15 protein-coding genes and 2 pseudogenes are annotated in these 16691 nt (G+C 38.5%); 7 read left to right on the plus strand and 10 right to left on the minus strand.

What is annotated here, in order from left to right:
- Positions 1-17: 17 nt before the first annotated feature.
- Positions 18-587: a nicotinamide riboside transporter PnuC gene (pnuC, locus tag ACOWPH_RS22405; RefSeq protein ID WP_015212324.1), complete on the plus strand. Its 570-nt coding sequence runs from the start codon at positions 18-20 to the stop codon at positions 585-587.
- Positions 551-1540 (plus strand): AAA family ATPase, encoded by a 990-nt coding sequence (locus ACOWPH_RS22410; RefSeq protein WP_015212325.1) that lies wholly within the window; start codon positions 551-553, stop codon positions 1538-1540. The genes pnuC and ACOWPH_RS22410 overlap by 37 nt, the downstream gene beginning before the upstream one ends.
- A gap of 238 nt (positions 1541-1778) precedes the next feature.
- Here the strand turns inward: ACOWPH_RS22410 and ACOWPH_RS22415 are convergent.
- Positions 1779-2010 (minus strand): annotated as a pseudogene (locus tag ACOWPH_RS22415) (alcohol dehydrogenase); the annotation flags it as partial.
- A 96-nt stretch (positions 2011-2106) separates the two neighbouring features.
- Between ACOWPH_RS22415 and ACOWPH_RS22420 the strand changes: the two are divergent.
- Positions 2107-3012, plus strand: coding sequence for a DUF4437 domain-containing protein (locus ACOWPH_RS22420; protein WP_015212326.1), 906 nt, complete (start codon positions 2107-2109; stop codon positions 3010-3012).
- Between the two features lie 201 nt (positions 3013-3213).
- On the opposite strand, the pseudogene ACOWPH_RS22425 reads toward ACOWPH_RS22420, so the two are convergent.
- Positions 3214-3457, minus strand: a pseudogene (locus tag ACOWPH_RS22425) (His/Gly/Thr/Pro-type tRNA ligase C-terminal domain-containing protein); the annotation flags it as partial.
- 148 nt (positions 3458-3605) lie between these two features.
- Between ACOWPH_RS22425 and ACOWPH_RS22430 the strand changes: the two are divergent.
- Positions 3606-4034 (plus strand): GFA family protein, encoded by a 429-nt coding sequence (locus ACOWPH_RS22430; protein ID WP_015212327.1) that lies wholly within the window; start codon positions 3606-3608, stop codon positions 4032-4034.
- Between the two features lie 114 nt (positions 4035-4148).
- Here the strand turns inward: ACOWPH_RS22430 and hisS are convergent, their stop codons facing one another.
- From hisS to ACOWPH_RS22450, 4 genes are all read right to left on the minus strand, one after another.
- On the minus strand, positions 4149-5537 hold the full coding sequence (gene hisS / locus ACOWPH_RS22435) for a histidine--tRNA ligase (protein WP_015212328.1): 1389 nt from the start codon (positions 5535-5537) through the stop codon (positions 4149-4151).
- 39 nt (positions 5538-5576) lie between these two features.
- Complete coding sequence (locus tag ACOWPH_RS22440; protein WP_015212329.1) at positions 5577-6023, minus strand: DUF3598 family protein; 447 nt, start codon at positions 6021-6023, stop codon at positions 5577-5579.
- A 95-nt stretch (positions 6024-6118) separates the two neighbouring features.
- Positions 6119-7540, minus strand: coding sequence for an aldehyde dehydrogenase family protein (locus ACOWPH_RS22445; RefSeq protein WP_015212330.1), 1422 nt, complete (start codon positions 7538-7540; stop codon positions 6119-6121).
- Between the two features lie 127 nt (positions 7541-7667).
- Positions 7668-8723 (minus strand): nitrilase-related carbon-nitrogen hydrolase, encoded by a 1056-nt coding sequence (locus ACOWPH_RS22450; RefSeq protein WP_015212331.1) that lies wholly within the window; start codon positions 8721-8723, stop codon positions 7668-7670.
- A gap of 15 nt (positions 8724-8738) precedes the next feature.
- Between ACOWPH_RS22450 and ACOWPH_RS22455 the strand changes: the two genes are divergently transcribed.
- On the plus strand, positions 8739-9602 hold the full coding sequence (locus ACOWPH_RS22455; RefSeq protein WP_015212332.1) for an isocitrate lyase/PEP mutase family protein: 864 nt from the start codon (positions 8739-8741) through the stop codon (positions 9600-9602).
- Positions 9603-9878: 276 nt separating this feature from the next.
- Here the strand turns inward: ACOWPH_RS22455 and cysW are convergent, their stop codons facing one another.
- From cysW to ACOWPH_RS22470, 3 genes are all read right to left on the minus strand, one after another.
- The gene (cysW, locus tag ACOWPH_RS22460; protein ID WP_015212333.1) at positions 9879-10718 is read right to left on the minus strand and encodes a sulfate ABC transporter permease subunit CysW; all 840 of its coding nucleotides are present in this window, start codon (positions 10716-10718) and stop codon (positions 9879-9881) included.
- Positions 10705-11574: a sulfate ABC transporter permease subunit CysT gene (cysT, locus tag ACOWPH_RS22465; RefSeq protein ID WP_015212334.1), complete on the minus strand. Its 870-nt coding sequence runs from the start codon at positions 11572-11574 to the stop codon at positions 10705-10707. Before cysT ends, cysW begins: the two co-directional genes overlap by 14 nt.
- Before the next feature lie 132 nt (positions 11575-11706).
- Positions 11707-12822, minus strand: a complete 1116-nt coding sequence (locus tag ACOWPH_RS22470; RefSeq protein WP_015212335.1) for a sulfate ABC transporter substrate-binding protein — start codon at positions 12820-12822, stop codon at positions 11707-11709.
- Positions 12823-13237: 415 nt separating this feature from the next.
- Between ACOWPH_RS22470 and ACOWPH_RS22475 the strand changes: the two genes are divergently transcribed.
- On the plus strand, positions 13238-14320 hold the full coding sequence (locus ACOWPH_RS22475) for a sulfate ABC transporter substrate-binding protein (RefSeq protein ID WP_015212336.1): 1083 nt from the start codon (positions 13238-13240) through the stop codon (positions 14318-14320).
- A gap of 350 nt (positions 14321-14670) precedes the next feature.
- Positions 14671-15867, plus strand: a complete 1197-nt coding sequence (locus ACOWPH_RS22480) for a response regulator (RefSeq protein ID WP_015212337.1) — start codon at positions 14671-14673, stop codon at positions 15865-15867.
- 18 nt (positions 15868-15885) lie between these two features.
- Here ACOWPH_RS22480 and ACOWPH_RS22485 read toward each other — a convergent pair whose 3' ends face one another.
- Positions 15886-16659 (minus strand): class II glutamine amidotransferase, encoded by a 774-nt coding sequence (locus ACOWPH_RS22485; RefSeq protein WP_015212338.1) that lies wholly within the window; start codon positions 16657-16659, stop codon positions 15886-15888.
- Positions 16660-16691: the final 32 nt, after the last annotated feature.

Genomic DNA, 16691 nt, shown 5'->3' on the forward strand with positions numbered 1-16691 from the left:
CCCCAGTCTAAAATTATATGACTTATATTGAAATTATTGCAGCTATCTTCGGTCTTGTCAGCGTTTGGTTGACTGTTAAAGAAAATATCTGGTGCTGGCCGACTGGGTTAGTGATGGTGTTTTTATATATCTTCGTTTTCTATGAAGCACGTCTTTATTCAGATGCTATTCTCCAAGTAATTTACATTTTTTTACAAATCTATGGTTGGTATGCTTGGTTACATGGAGGTAACGATGATTCTCCACTTGCGGTTACTCGCATTTCTAACCAAGGAAAATTGATTTGGTCTGGGGTTGCCGTTGTTGGGACTTTCGGTTTAGGTTATATTATGCACAATTACACTGATGCAGCTTTACCTTACCCTGATGCAAGTATTACTATTTTAAGTTTAATTGCCCAATGGTTGATGGCTAAGAAAATATTAGAGTGTTGGATTATTTGGATAATGGTTGATTTAATAGCAGTGGGAGTTTACGCTGTTAAACATCTTTACCCCACAACGGGACTCTATACGGTATTTTTGGTTTTAGCTGTATTGGGGTATAAAGAATGGAAAAGGGCTTACAAAAAACTACGACTGGGATGATTTTGGGCAAGTTTATGCCTCCACATCTAGGACATAAGTATCTTGTCGATTTTGCGCGAAATTATGTTGACGATTTGACTGTTTTAGTTTGTTCTATTCAGTCAGAACCTATTCCCGGAGATTTGCGTTACTGCTGGATGAAGCAGATTTTTTCTGATGTAAATGTGGTTCATGTCACTGATGAAAATCCCCAGGAACCAAAAGATGATCCTAATTTTTGGCAGATTTGGTATGACAGTATTCGTCGGGTATTACCTACGGGGCCAGATTATGTTTTTGCTTCGGAAGATTATGGTTGGAAGTTGGCAGAAATCTTGGGAGCAAGTTATATTCCTGTAGATCATGGACGGAATTTAGTACCTGTCTCTGGTACACAAATCAGGCAAAATTCCCTTACTAATTGGCGTTATCTACCGGAATCTGTGCGTCCTTATTTTGTGCGTCGTGTGTGTATTTTTGGTGCAGAATCGACGGGTAAATCGACGTTGACTCAAAATTTAGCTAACCACTATCATACTGTTTATGTGAGCGAATATGCACGGGGATTATTAGATTTTAAAGGTGGACATTGTGATTTTACAGATATTCCTCTGATTGCTAGAGGACAAATGGCTTCTGAGGATGCTTTGGTGCATCAGGCAAATAAAGTAATATTTTGTGATACTGATTTAATTACAACTACGATTTGGAGTGATGTCCTGTTTGGAAAATGTCCCCGGTGGATTGAGGAGGAAGGTAATCGTAGACAGTATGATTTATATTTGCTGCTGGATGTGGATGTACCTTGGGTGAATGATTCTCAGCGGTTTTTGGTTAATTATCGAGAAGAATTTCGCGATCGCTGTATTCAAGCTTTAGAATCACGCAATCGACCTTATATTATCATTAATGGTGACTGGAAACAACGCTGGCAAAAGGCTTGTAGAGCAGTAGATGAGTTGTTGGAGAGATAAAAGAAGCGATCGCAGTTCCGTTGTAGTTGTGCGATCGCCCTAATTAATTGACACCTAGCCAAAGGAATCAATTCACTAACGATTATAGTTCTCATATTGCTAATATTGAGTGCAGTGTTATCCCCCTCAGGTGTCTCACCCCGCAGGAGACACAGCAGAAGTCAGGAGTCAGGAGTCAGGAGTCAGGAGTAAAACTGGCTTTGTGTATAGGTTTTAATTTGGATTTTGTACCTCCTAACTACGCAAACTGCTGTAATTTAACAACTACTTTGCCGCAATTTTTACCTATCAGGAGGTCTTGGACGGCATCAGGTATGGCTTCTAAGCTCTGAAACTCTGTTGGTTTCACTGCGACTTTAATTTTACCAGTGTAGAACAGATTTGAGTAAGCGATCGCGTGCCTCTGGAATATATTTTTGATAATATGGCATCAAAAAACCACGCATAGATGCAGCTTTCCAAAAAATTTGTCATCTAAACACGGTATCACTATACAACCAGCAAATAAAAATTCATTTTTTTATCATAACAATGTAAATCTTTTGCACACAAACACAGGTATTCAAATGAACAACAAAGCCTCCACAGGACGTAAACACGTAGAAACTGAAGAATCACTTAACTCAGTTATCAACTTTCCACAATTACCTTTTGAGGTAAAAAACTTTATTACTGGTGAATTCGGTACGGCTCAGATTCTATCCATCAACAAAAGTACTGGCGAATCTACAGAGCGAGTAGTCCTGAACAAAGGCTGGGACGCACCTATCGGTCATTTCACTACTGATGTGGAAATTTTCGTACTAACCGGCGTACTTTGCCAAGGTGGGTTTAAACTCCGCAATCTCAGTCACTCTTTCATCCCTGCTGGTATACCTACTGGCCCATGGAAAACCGAAGAAGATACCATTATCTTATGGATGCCCGATGCCACTCCCACTTACATAACAGAAGACTACACCAGCCTTGAGCAAACAAGAGAAAATTCTGTATATCATCCAAATATGCAGACCCATGAACGGATGACTGAGTATATTCCCCTGCAAGAACTTCACGCTATGAAATGGGAAAGCACAACCTTCCTACCTCCTGGTTCAGCACGTAAAAGCTTGTACACCAATAAAAAAACCGGACGCGCCACATGGATTCTTGGTTTAGTACCTATGTGGTTAGAAGGTAACTTTTATGCTGGTCATCCTACTACTGAGGAGGCATATGTCATCAGTGGAGATATCCTTGGGCATTGGTCTATGAGTGATGATCCTTTCAATAGACGTTATAGTGCTATGTGCAAAGACGGCTACTACTGGCGACCTGCACACATTCCCCACGGTCCATTTTGGACAGAAAGTGGCGCATTACTTTTATTTCGTACTCTTGATCAGCTAAATTGTTACTGGATACTGCATAACCCAGATATTACTCAGCAAGATCAGGCGCTTCTCCAAGCTGCTCTTGAGAAAAACAAGTAAAATTAGAGAATACTCCCCTGATCAATACTGAATTTAAGTGGTTCTTCGGTTATTTTTATGGAGAACTTGGTTCAAAATCATTGAAAGCCTTATCCTGTAAGCATTTTATTCAAGAAGGATCATAATCCCTTATAACTCTTACGTGGCAGGGGTTTTGTTATAAATAATCCTCAACCACCATAAAAACAACGCAAGAGCTATTTAAGTCAGCCTTCTTTTAACTTCTTCAGCTAAATCTGCCAAAGCAACCTCTACTTGTTCACCACTTTTCAAATCTTTCAATGATGATTTTTTGGCTGCGGCTTCATTAGCACTAAATAATAACCCAAAGTTGAATTCCTTGTTTATCTGCTGCTTGAAATTGTTTACCTAAAGGACATTTCTTAAAATTAGTCACAACATTAATTCCTTCTTGACGCAACTGCTGTGATACCTTTAAATAAACAGCTTTGTAGGGTACGTTAGACTCAATAATTCATCAACAATCAACAAACAGTTGATATCTGACACACATGACGAATGAACCCATCATTTCCCAGTTAATAGACTACTAGGAAAAAATCAAACTTGAGATATCAAAAGGAGAGCAAAATATGTCTAATGTAAGTGTTGCAAAAGGTAGCTGCCTATGCGGAGTGGTAAGCGTGTCCACAACAAATATGAGTAATCATGTAGGAGCTTGCCATTGTAATATGTGTCGCCAGTGGGGTGGAGGACCTTTGTTAGCAATTGAATGTGGAAGTGATGTTACCTTCTCTGGTGAAGAAAATATCGGGGTTTATCAATCCTCAGAATGGGCAGAGCGTGGATTCTGTAAGCGTTGTGGTACCCATCTATTTTATAAATTGAGGCAAAATAACCAGTTCTTCATGCCTGTTGGACTATTCAATAACGGTGAAGGTCTTATTTTCGATCATCAGTTTTTCATTGATGAAAAGCCTGAATATTATTGTTTTGCGAATGCAACCAATAACCTGACGGGGGCAGAGGTATTTGCACAGTTTGCCCCTCCATCAGAATAATAATAAACCTTACTTTTGCAGAAATCGTTCTTTTCAAACTCAGTTTATCAAGTTTCCTAATTACATGAGGTACATCATAGCCCCCTCCTCGCTTGCGGGTTGGGAGAGGGTTTTTTACACAAGCCTCCGTTTAACTTCTTCAGCTAAATCTGCCAAAGCCACCTCTACTTGTTCACCACTTTTCAAATCTTTCAATGATGATTTTTGTGCTGCGGCTTCATCAGCACCAATAATAACGCAAAATTGTATTCCTTGTTTATCTGCTGCTTGAAATTGTTTACCTAAAGGACGTTTTTCAAAATTGGTCACAACATTAATTCCTGCTTGACGCAATTGCTGTGATACCTTTAAATAAACAGGCATTAAATCTTCTTGCATATTCACTACCACAACCTGGGTTGGGGTTGCAGATAAGGTATTGAGAATACCCGCTTTTAACAACCGACTAATTAACCGCGTTAAACCAATGGAAATTCCCACTCCAGGCATTTTTTCGCCTAAAAACATCCCCACTAATTCCTCATATCTGCCACCAGAGCAAATACTACCTAACGCTTCATGTCCTATTAAAGTAGTTTCGTAAACAGTTCCAGTATAATAATTTAAACCACGAGCGATAGATAAATCAATACAAAACCGTTTATCAGCAACTCCTAAATCTCTAACTCCATTAATTACAGTTTCTAATTCAGAAACTCCTAAATTAAATTGCTCGGCTTCAGGAAAATGTTGTGCTAAATGTTTGAGTTTATCTAAAACATCATCTACACTACCATCAATTTTAATAAATTCAATAATTTTCTCAGTTTGTTCAAGAGAAATTCCTTCTTTTTCTAACTCTAATTTAACTTTAGTTTCTCCAATTTTTTCCAAATTATCAATAATGCCAATACAAGCTTTAATTTGGTTTTCTGCAACTCCTACAGATTGAAAGAAACCTGTAAGAATTTTCCGGTTATTAATGCGAATTACAAAATCACCAATATTAATTGCCTCAAATATTTCGGTGATAATTGCTGGCATTTGGGCATCATATAGCAAACTGAGTTTACCACGAGCAACAACATCAATATCACATTGCCGAAACTGCCGAAAACGTCCATCTTTTGCCCGTTCTCCTCGAAAAACCATATCCATTTGATAACGTGCAAAGGGAAAGGTTAATTCATTTAAGTGACGGGCAATATAAGCTGCAAAGGGAACAGTTTGATCAAATTTTAAAGCTCTTGCTTCTGAACCTGTTTCACCAGATTTATCCTTTTCTGCTTGGCGATTTGGTGGTAAGATAGGCTCAATACCATATATTATATTATCACCTTGATTTCCCTTGGCTTGCAGCACTTCTAACCTTTCAACTGCTGGGGTTTCAATCGGTGTAAAGCCATAGCTTTCAAATACACGACGGATTATATCTAATAAATATACTTCTAAACGCTTTTCGCTGGGTAGAAATTCTGGAAAACCGCTAGGGGTAGAAAAGTTGATTTTGTCGCTTTTTGCCATGCCGATACCTTGTCAAGTGGTAATTTAATCACAGAATTATTATTTTAACCTTTCTTCTTGAATAAGAGTGCGTTGGTAAATTTGATCATTTTTAAACCATTGCCAAGTACGAGCGCGATAGTTATTATCAGGACTGATTTGAATCATTTCATACAGGTACATATCGGGAAACTGTTTATAACCAAACCACAAAATAACGGTTGCATCATCAACTTCCCAAGCTTTACCTTGAATACGTTCGGTATCAAACCAGAGTTTTTTATCTTGATATGTTCCTGGAAATTTATGCTCTTCTTGTTTACCATTTTCCCAAGTATAACGATTAATTTGATAGTAAGAATAATCGCTATTTGCAGGAAATTGACAACTTAAATGAGATTGATGACTGTCAAGAATTTTTCCTGTTGTATCAACCAAGGTATAAGTTCCTACCCATTCACCTTCATGACGGGCTAAAACAGGCATTTCTAAACGAATATTAGACATAATTGGTTTGGTAATTGGTAATTGGTAATTGGTAATTGGTAATTGGTAATTGGGAACAACTTTTACCCGTTTCCCATTTCCTATTTCCCATTTCCCTATTCTCCTTCATTAAACCACCACGGGTCTTTATTGGTGTTGGTTTTAATTAGAAAGGCTTTTTTTCTCATGAAGCGTTTTAATGCTGCTGCACCCATGCGAGAACCTCCTAAACCAGAAAATTTAAAGGCGTTTTTCTCTCCTTCGTGCATCATAGATGTTAAACCTGCATCATTAATACTAATAGCACCTACATCTATTTTTTGGGCAACTTCAATTGCTAATTCTTCTGATTGAGCAAATACAGCCGCACTCAGTCCATAAATAGAGTCGTTTGCTAAATCCACTGCTTCTTCTACTGTGGAAAAAGCCATTACGGGCATAATGGGGCCAAAGGTTTCTTCAGTCATCACTTTCATGGAATGATCAACTTCGGTGATAACTGTGGGACGACACCACCAACCACCACCTAATTCTTCTACTTTACCACCACAGTGAATTACTGCTCCTTGTAGTAGGGCATCTTGTAGATGTTCATTAATAATTGCGGCTTGGTTTTCGGAAATGATGGGGCCGATTTCACCGCTTTCGACTGTAGGATAGGCTAGTTGTAGATGTGAGGCTTTAGTTACTAATTGATGATAAAATTCTTCAAAGATAGATTCAGCAACATAAATTCTTTCAATTGATAAACATGACTGCCCAGAATTGATCACAGAACCCCATAAAATTGCTGAAGTTGCTAAGTCTAGATTAGCTGATTCTAAAACTATAGCTGGATCTTTTCCTCCTAATTCTAAGAAAGATGGAATAAAGTTTCTCGCTGCGGTTTGTGCGACTATACGCCCTGTTTCAACACTGCCTGTGAAGCATACTAAATCTACTTCTTCGATTAAAGCTGCTCCTGTTTGTCCTGCTCCTTCTACAAAGTTTAAAACATCGCGTAATTTAGGAACTGTATTTAGTGCAGTCATCAAGGGTGCAACAAAACGGGGAGTAATTTCGCTGGGTTTAACTATGACGGCACAACCTGCTAGTAAAGCTGGAATTGTATCAATTGTAGATAATAATAAGGGAAAATTCCAGGGACTAATTACAGCTACTAGAGGATAAGGAACGGCTGTTTGTTGTAAAGCAATAAAGGGAATAGCTGTATTTTTGGAGGTTTCTTGTAGTAACTGGGGAGCTAAATTACACCACCTATCAATACTTGAGAGAAAAGAGTCTATTTCTAGTACAGTTGTTGATAATCTACCTGTATCACTTACCAAGGCATCTGTTAACTGTTTGCGCTCAGATAATATGGCTTGTTTCCATTGCTTGAGTGCATCAATTCTGCCTTCAATACCGAGTTTCTGCCAATAAATTTGCCCTCTGCGGAGTCGGTGACATTGCTGGGATAGCAGTTTGGGAGGTGGTGGGATAATGACATAATCAAATTTCCCTGTGCGGGGGTTGCGGACTTCAATTGGTTTTGTCATTTTTCATTTGTCAAAAGGTATTATCTTAATTACGAATTACGAATTACGAATTACGAATTACGAATTACAAATTACAAATTACGAATTACGAATTACGAATTACGAATTACGAATTACGAATTACGAATTACGAATTAGCAATTATCCCTAATTTAGTGAGGCGTTCAATGGTGTCTTTTTGTGTTTGTATGAAATGTGTACGGTCTACGTTTCCATCTAGCATAGTATTAGGTGGGTAGAAGTGTGATTGGTGGTAACTTTGGGCATAGAGTTCAAATCGTTGACGTGAAAGTAGGTTATTTAACCCTGGCCTAGTGCGATCGCTCCTCAGTGCTGCTATATTAATCTCAGCAAAGGCTGCCATGCTTTCCCCTGCACCTGTTTCTGCTAATACGATGCCTCGATGATCAATAATTTTAGACCCACCATCGACAGAAGCCGCAGGAATGGGACTATTAATTATACCTGCTGTATTGGCTGAAACGACGTAAACCATATTTTCCACAGCACGCGTGATTTTAGCTGCATCTTTTGGGGTCAGGTTTTTGCTATAAACTTCTGATGTGGAATGTAATAATATTTCTGCACCACGCATTGTTAAACATCGGGCAACTTCTGGATATAAAATTTCTTCAGATGCTAAAGCTGCTAAATTGCCAATTTCGGTTTTTGCAACCGGGAAAACTCCCTCTAATCCATAGCAATCAAGATATTTATCCCAAACATCATGAGGTGTGGGTGCAAACATAGAATTTAGCCGCCGATAGCGTAAAATAATTGAGCCGGAAGGATCAATTACAAAGCAAGTTTGGAAGTATAAACCTGGAAAATTGGGATCTAGTTCATAAGCATTCCCAGATAGAAATATTTTATGTTTTTGGGCAATTTTACCAAGTGCTTCATATTCAGCCCCTGCCATTTCTAAACAGGCTTTTTCTGCCCATACCTCTAAAGATTCTCCCAATGGAAAACCTGTAAGAAAATATTCAGGGAGGACAATTAAACGACAGTCAAAACCAATAAAAGCGATACTGGCAGCGATTTGCTGTTCTAAACGTTTAATGGTATTTTGGATCATGGAACAGGCTTCAGTGCGATCGCTTGCCTGATTGACTGCATGACAGGTAACTTGCAATGCTAAGGCGCGGAATGATTCGGGATAATTTATATTCTTAGTTGTCATCTACTTGTTACTTATATGTCTGCTGCCGAAAAACTGCGAGAATTACTAGCACAACCTGAAATTATCATTATTCCTGGTGTGTATGACTGTTTGAGTGCAAAACTTGTAGAAAAAGCAGGTTTTGAAGTTGCTGCTACTAGTGGTTTTGGTATTGCTGCTTCTACATTGGGTTTACCTGACTATGGTTTTCTCACCGCTACGGAAATGCTTTACAGTGTAGGACGGATTTGTCAATCAATTAATATACCTTTAATTGCCGATTGTGATACGGGTTATGGTAACGCTTTAAATGTGATGCGGACTGTAAAAGATGCCGTACAGTTGGGTTTAGCTGGGGTGATTTTAGAAGATCAAGAATGGCCGAAAAAGTGTGGTCATTTTGAAGGAAAGCGAGTTATATCCATGACTGAACACGCGGGTAAAATTCGTGCTGCGGTGGCAGCGCGAGGTGATAGCGGTTTGGTAATTATAGCTAGAACTGATGCCCGCGCACCTTTGGGCTTAGAGGAAGCCATTCAACGAGGAAAATCATACATCAATGCCGGTGCAGATATCTTGTTTGTGGAAGCACCCCAATCTGTGGCAGAATTACAAACCATAGCTGCTGCTTTCCCTGATGTGCCGTTAGTTGCTAATATTGTAGAAGGTGGAAAAACACCGGAAATTTCTCCAGCAGAATTACAAAAATTAGGTTTTAAAATTGTCTTTTTCCCCCTAACTGCACTCATGGCTGTGACTGAAGTAATGAGTGCTTGTTTTCAACATCTTAAAGAACAGAACACTACTGTTAATCTTCCCGGTTTGATGAATTTTCAAGATTTTCAAGAACTTATGGGCGTTCCTAAATATCTGCAAATTGAGAAACAGTATAAAGAATGAGTTGATAATTGATGATAGGTTGAAAAATATAAAATACCTCTCCGAATAAAATGTAGAGACGTTCCATGGAACGTCTCTACTAAGGTTCTCGATAAAGTATATTGTAAGTATTCTCTATCCTGAATTATGTTCGATAAATTAATTCTTGATTATAGCGTTTCCTCAACACACGAGGTACATCATAGCCCCCTCATCGCTTGCGGGGAGGGGGTTGGGGTTTCTACCTTTTGATCGCTGTCGAACTCACGTTTGTTTAACAAGACTCATAATTACGAATTATTCAACTTCCTTAATTCGTGTTTTCCGTTCCAAAATCTCCTTCAACACCAAAGTCACAACTGCTAGTAGTGCCAAAAGTACAGCCGCAGAAAAGGCAGCTTCAGTTTCATACTGTTTATAAGCATCTTCAACAAAAAGCGGTAGACTCTGAGTTGTATTCCCAATATTGCCAGAAACAACAGAAACTGCACCAAATTCACCCATTGCTCTGGCATTAGTTAAAATTACGCCATAAAGTAAACCCCAACGGATGCTAGGCAGTGTCACACGCCAAAAAGTCTGCCAATCGTTTGCACCCAAGGTTTTGGCCGCTTCTTCTTGGTCTTTACCAAACTCTTCTAAAACCGGAATTACTTCTCTAGCCACAAAAGGCATACTGACAAATGCGGTAGCTAAAACCATACCAGGAAAGGCAAAGATGATTTGAATATCATGGCTTTGTAACCAAGGGCCAAACCATCCGTTTCGTCCGTAAAGCAGGACTAGCATTAAACCTGCAACTACTGGAGAGATAGAAAAAGGGAGGTCAATAATACTGAGAACGATAGCCCGTCCTGGGAATTTATGTCGAGAAATAGCCCAAGCGGCACATAGACCAAATACAGTATTTATAGGTACGGCAATTAAGGCCAGCAAAAGAGTTAGCCAAGCAGCATGAAGAAATTCCGAATGGGTGAGGTTAGAGATAAAGGGGCCAACTCCCTTTTTAAAAGCTTGGTAGAATACGTTGAGTGTGGGGATATATTGAACTAAAGCTAAATAAGCGATCGCAATACCAATTAAAACCCCTGGAACCCAACTCTGTTTTTTGGAATTATTTCTTTTATCTGTCGTCATATCTTCTCGACCAAGCTTGTAAGAAATTAATAGCTAATAACAGCACCAAAGAAATTACGAGTAAAACCACACCAATCACTGTTGCACCAGAATAGTCATACTGTTCCAATCTCTGGAAAATTAGTACAGGTGCAATCAAATCTTTAAACGGTGTATTGGAAGCAATCATCACTGTTGAACCATACTCTCCCACAGCGCGGGAGAAACCCAAAGCCACACCAGTCAAAATTGTCGGAAATAACGGTGGTAAAATCACCTTCCAAAAAGTCTGCCATTGAGAAGCACCCAAACTCCACGCAGCTTCTTCAATTTCCTGTTCCATTTCCTGAAGCACGGGTTGTACAGTCCGCACCACAAATGGTAAGGAAATAAATATCATTGCTACCCCTACCCCCAAACGGGTAAAAGATACCTTAATTCCTAAAGGTGCAAGTAAAGAACCAATCCAACCATTATCACTATAAACTGTTGCCAGCGTTAAACCTGCAACTGATGTTGGTAAGGCAAAAGGTAAATCTACTGTCGCGTCAATGATACGTTTGCAAGGAAAATCGTAACGTACCAAAACCCAAGCAATCAGAGTTCCAAACACACCATTGAGCAAAGCAGCAAAAATTGATGTCAAAAAAGTAACATTATATGTTGCTAAGGCTAACTCACTGGTAGCGATTTCCCAAAACTTAGCCGGAGGTTCCGTACTTGCTTTGAAAAACATAGCTGCTATAGGCAAAAACAACATTACAGTTAAGTATGCTAGAGTAATTCGCCAAGTCCAAGGAAGTCGAATTACATTATCTAGAAATACCTTCCAAACAGGAGGTTTATGATCAACTTTCGCCGAAGAAGATACGGTCATAATTCAAAATTAGGTTTTTTCTGATGGGAGTCAGGAGTCAGGAGTCAGGAGTCAGGAGTCAGGAGTTCAGGAGTTTAGGAGTTCAGGAGTTCAGGAGAAGAAAGAATTAATCATCAATCACCAATCACCAAATTACCGTTTGTTTTTAACCTGAATTTGGTCAAAAAGGCCACCATCAGCGAAAAACTTCTTATCTACTGCTGTCCAACCGCCGAAGTCATCAACTACACCCAGAGTTTTTACCTTTGGAAATTTGTCTGAAACTGCCTTAGTTTGGGCTACTGTCTCATTCACTGGTCGGAATCCCAATTTGACAAACTCTTCTTGTGCCTCAGGAGTGTAGAGGAATTTGATAAACCCTTCTGCGACTTCGCGTGTGCCGTGTTTATCAACGTTTTTGTCCACTACTGCAATGGGATTGTCAATGGATATATTGACATCAGGAACAACATAGTCAACTCTCTCGCCCTTTTGTTGTGCCAAGATAACTTCATTTTCATAATTGATTAAAGCATCTCCCTGACCCTGTTTGGCAAAAGCGTCAGTGGCTTCCCGCGCATCTTTAGTCAGAATTGGCACGTTTTTGTAAACTTTGCTGACAAATTCAGTAGCTTTAGCTTCATCACCACCAGTTTTAACTACGGAATTCCATAGTGCTAAGAAATTCCACTTAGCAATACCTGACGTTTTTGGGTCAGCCGTAATTACTTTGATGCCATCTTTTCCCAAATCTTCCCAGGTCTTGATACCTTTAGGGTTGCCTGGACGAGTGATGATTGCTGCCACAGATTTGGAGACAATGCCATTGTTGGGAACTTCTTTTTCCCATGCTGGCTCAATTAGTCCAGCTTTTTCAATCTTTTGGGTGTCTCCAGATAGGGCTAAGTGGACAACATCTGCTTCCAATCCATCTATAACAGCACGAGTTTGGGAACCAGAACCACCATAGCTTTGTTTAAAGGTAACAGTTTGGTTATGTTCTTGTTTCCACTTTTCTACAAATTTAGGAATAATGGCTTCGTGAGCAGCTTTGGTAACAGCAAAGGATACTAGGGTTAATTCCACATTGGGCTTACTTGCCGCTACAGGACTAGCACCCGGAGTATCTGCGGAGTTACTCTCATTCGTACCAGAGCAAGCGGCAACTGATACACTCAAGAATATTCCAGTTAAAAAGAGTGATACAAAGCTTTTGAGTGATTTTAGCTTAAATCCAAGTTGTAATTGTTTGAACGATCGCAAATTCATGTTCCAGACCTCCTGTAAATATACAGTTAATTGATGGGAATACGGTATTTACCGTTCATAGTATATAGATAATTGCAGATATGTGGTTATAAATGCAAGCAAAAACAACACTTCCTCGATAGAGAATATGGGGATTGTACCAGTTTCATGGTCAATTACAACTTCTATGGTCTAAAAATTTTCATCAGGCTAATAGCTTGACTTAATTCCTGGATATATTCATAAGCTTTTAATCAGTTTATTTTATTCTAAATAAAAAAAGATTATACATACATTTCCCGATAAATAATTCGTGGTTTTTTGAAAAAACCTATTGATTTTCTCTGTACCATCTGATACGCTCTTTTTTAAATCTATTAATTACGATATCCCGATCTATATACCGTAGATTTTACCAGCTAATTCACAATTCCCCATGAAATACAATTTCTCAACAAATCTAGTAGTTCCATTTTTAAAGCTTTCTTCTACTGTAGGGTTAGTAGCAGGTTTAAGTATAAATACGATTTACCCTGTATTAGGTTTAAACACAACCTCAAAAACGCAACTGATTAGTCAAAGTGGTAAAAAGGTCGAAATTACTTTGGTTTCTTATGCAGTAACTAAGGGGGCTTACGAAAAAATCATTCCTCAGTTTGTGGCGAAATGGAAACGAGAAAAAGGTCAAGATGTGATAATTCGTGAAAGCTATGGTGGTTCGGGTTCACAAACCCGTGCTGTAATTGATGGTTTACCCGCAGATGTGGTAGCTTTAGCGTTGGCGCTGGATACGAAAAAGATTGAAAAAGCAGGTTTGATTCAACCAGGCTGGGAGAAAGAAGCTCCGAATAATTCAATTGTTACTCGTTCTGTAGTTGCTTTAGAAACTCGTCCACGTAATCCGAAAAAGATTAAGAATTGGGCTGATTTAGCTAAACCGGGGATCAAAATTATTACTGCCAACCCTAAAACATCTGGTGGTGCGAGGTGGAATTTTCTAGCTTTGTGGGGTGCAATCACTAAAAATGGTGGAAATGAAACTCAAGCCCAAAATTTTGTTACTCAAGTTTTTCGGAATGTGGCTGTACTACCTAAAGATGCACGAGAGTCAAGTGATGTTTTTTACAAAAAAGGACAGGGTGATGTACTACTAAACTATGAAAATGAAGTTATCTTAGCTGCACAACAAGGAAAGACAGATGTATCTTATGAGGTTCCATCAATTAATATTTCTATAGATGCACCTGTTGCTGTTGTGGACAAAAATGTTGATAAGCACGGTAATCGTCAAGTTGCAGAAGCTTTTGTGAAGTTTCTTTTTACTCCTGAAGCACAGCGTGAGTTTGCTAAAGTTGGTTTTCGTCCCGTTAATTCTACTGTAGCCAAAGAGGTGCAGAATAAATTCCCGAAGATTTCCCGACTCTACACCGTAGATAATTTGGGCGGTTGGAATGCTGTGCAGAAGAAGTTTTTTGATGATGGAGCCATCTTTGACAAAATTCAAGGGGCAAAGCGCTAACTCTAGTTACGCAGTCAAATTATTACAATAACTCTTCAGGGATGCGATGTTTGCGGTGTTCTAGTTGCCATCGCTTTCTTGAGGAGATACTTTTATTTTTACTACCCTACAAAATCATACTTAGTTATTTTTGTCAAGACAAAATTTCCTATAGCAAATATCAGTATTTATACTATTGTTGGACTTATTTACAAAAGCCTACTATATGTAAACTTACTAAAATTACTGTTATATTTTATTGCATTTAGGGTGATGGAAAACTACTATCCATGCTCAATTTGAGTGCTAAATTTTTGGTTATTTAAATCAGCAAAACCATCCTAACCACAAAAAAATTTAATGAAAAATTTATGACTCAGTCGCAACTTATACAATTTAATAGAATAATAAATATATTTAAAAAATGTACTCAACTGCAATTTAGTGGTCAAATCAATATTAGAGATACAAAAAAAAACAAGTGGATTTTCTATTATCAATTAGGAAAATTAGTATGGGCGACAGAAAGCACTCACATTCACCGTCGTTTGCGTAGAAATCTGGTTGATAACTGTCATGATCTTGATATTAATAGTATCAACTTTTATGACGTTGATATATCAGTTGATTACTGGGATTTTTTGATTATAGAAAATTTGTATAAAACTCAAAAAATCACTAATGAGCAAATTAATAATATTATAGAAAAAACAATATTTGAAGTTACCTGTGACTTGGCTCAAAAAACCAACTCGTCTTCTTTTTTCTGTGAACAAAATCAAGATACACAGTTAGAAGCTCCAATAATTTCTACATCTATCAATATCCTATTTCAACAAATTAAAGATTTCTGGAATGGTTGGTCAGAAGCAGGTTTGGAAAATTTCCATCCTAATCTATCACCAGTATTACGCAATCCAGACTTACTACGGAGGCAAGTTAACTCCATTGTATATAATAACTTTGAACGTTTAATTAACGGACAACATACATTATGGGACTTAGCTGCAAAGATGAAGCAGAATGTTGTGTCCGTGACTCGCTCTTTGCGTCCTTTTATGCAAAAAGGAATCACAGAATTAATAGAAATAGGTGACTTACCTCTAGCAATTTCTAAAGCAAATCATCAATCTAGTTATTCGCGAGTAATTAGTAAAAATGCTCCTCTCATAGCTTGTATAGATGATAGCCCTCAAGTTTGTAAAATATTAGAGAGGATTATTACTGCTAATGGGATGAGATTTATAGGTATTCAAGATGCCGTCAAAGCCTTGCCAGTACTAATTGAAAGTAAACCGGATTTGATCTTTTTGGATTTGATTATGCCTGTGATCAACGGTTATGAACTTTGCAGCCAATTAAGAAGTACTTCTTTATTTGCTAAGACACCAGTGATAGTATTAACTGGTAGTGATGGCGTTTTTGATAGAGTACGTTCTAAGGTATTTGGGGCAACGGAATTTATCACCAAGCCAATTGATAGTGATAAAGTAATTGGGATAGTGAATAGGTATTTACAGGATGAACCAAAATTGGGAAAGCCATATAATTTGGCATTTTCTTATTAAGATATTTTCCTAAATAAATTACTCAACATTAAGCGGTAAACCATCTTGAAACACTAGTATTTCTCCTGGTTGGATTTGTGTCCAAATTTCGTTATCTGTGAGGGGAATAGTGACAATGACAGCAACGCGATCGCTTGGGGTAGTCAATTCGCTAAAATCTACAGTCATCTCTTCATCAATTAAATGCGCGGCTGCAAAGGGTGCTTGACGGATAATGTACCAGAGTTTGGTAGAGCAATGGGTAAAGAAATGCTCTCCATCAGAGAGTAAATAGTTAAAAATGCCGATAGAATTTAATTCTGCCGTAATTTTGCTTAATACAGGATAAAGTAACTTGAGTGGGGGTTTACCATCAGGAAAACTTGCTCGCAAAGCGTTGAGAATCAAGCAAAATGCCTGTTCGCTATCTGTGTTACCAACAGGTTGAAAAAAGCCATTATTTTGAGGATGAAAGTCTGGTAAATTGCCGTTATGGGCAAATACCCAATACCTACCCCACAGTTCCCGGCAGAAAGGATGACAGTTTTCAATGGCTATTTCACCTTGGGTAGCCTTGCGAATATGGGCAATGACGTGGGTAGAGTGGATAGGATAGCGACGGACTAACTCTGCTAATGGAGAAGCTATGGAGGGTTTAGCATCTAAAAAAATCCGACATCCTTTACCTTCAGAAAAACTAATACCCCAACCATCGCTATGATCATCGGTTTTTCCTCCCCTAGCAGAAAATCCTTCAAAGGAGAAGCAAATATCTGTTGGTACATTGCAGTTCATTCCTAGCAGTTGACACATTAGCGTTAAAGCGCTGGATTTTCTATAGATGT

The organism is Anabaena sp. PCC 7938, from assembly GCF_049315035.1.
GTDB classification, from domain to species: domain Bacteria; phylum Cyanobacteriota; class Cyanobacteriia; order Cyanobacteriales; family Nostocaceae; genus Anabaena; species Anabaena cylindrica.

Coding starts and splice junctions, on each gene's coding strand:
- ACOWPH_RS22430 (WP_015212327.1), top strand. CDS start 3,606: ATGTCTAATGTAAGTGTTGCAAAAGGTAGCTGCCTATGCGGAGTGGTA.
- ACOWPH_RS22475 (WP_015212336.1), top strand. CDS start 13,238: ATGAAATACAATTTCTCAACAAATCTAGTAGTTCCATTTTTAAAGCTT.
- ACOWPH_RS22440 (WP_015212329.1), bottom strand. CDS start 6,023: ATGTCTAATATTCGTTTAGAAATGCCTGTTTTAGCCCGTCATGAAGGT.
- cysW (WP_015212333.1), bottom strand. CDS start 10,718: ATGACGACAGATAAAAGAAATAATTCCAAAAAACAGAGTTGGGTTCCA.
- ACOWPH_RS22470 (WP_015212335.1), bottom strand. CDS start 12,822: ATGAATTTGCGATCGTTCAAACAATTACAACTTGGATTTAAGCTAAAA.
- ACOWPH_RS22455 (WP_015212332.1), top strand. CDS start 8,739: ATGTCTGCTGCCGAAAAACTGCGAGAATTACTAGCACAACCTGAAATT.
- ACOWPH_RS22420 (WP_015212326.1), top strand. CDS start 2,107: ATGAACAACAAAGCCTCCACAGGACGTAAACACGTAGAAACTGAAGAA.
- hisS (WP_015212328.1), bottom strand. CDS start 5,537: ATGGCAAAAAGCGACAAAATCAACTTTTCTACCCCTAGCGGTTTTCCA.
- pnuC (WP_015212324.1), top strand. CDS start 18: ATGACTTATATTGAAATTATTGCAGCTATCTTCGGTCTTGTCAGCGTT.
- cysT (WP_015212334.1), bottom strand. CDS start 11,574: ATGACCGTATCTTCTTCGGCGAAAGTTGATCATAAACCTCCTGTTTGG.
- ACOWPH_RS22445 (WP_015212330.1), bottom strand. CDS start 7,540: ATGACAAAACCAATTGAAGTCCGCAACCCCCGCACAGGGAAATTTGAT.
- ACOWPH_RS22485 (WP_015212338.1), bottom strand. CDS start 16,659: ATGTGTCAACTGCTAGGAATGAACTGCAATGTACCAACAGATATTTGC.
- ACOWPH_RS22480 (WP_015212337.1), top strand. CDS start 14,671: ATGACTCAGTCGCAACTTATACAATTTAATAGAATAATAAATATATTT.
- ACOWPH_RS22410 (WP_015212325.1), top strand. CDS start 551: ATGGAAAAGGGCTTACAAAAAACTACGACTGGGATGATTTTGGGCAAG.
- ACOWPH_RS22450 (WP_015212331.1), bottom strand. CDS start 8,723: ATGACAACTAAGAATATAAATTATCCCGAATCATTCCGCGCCTTAGCA.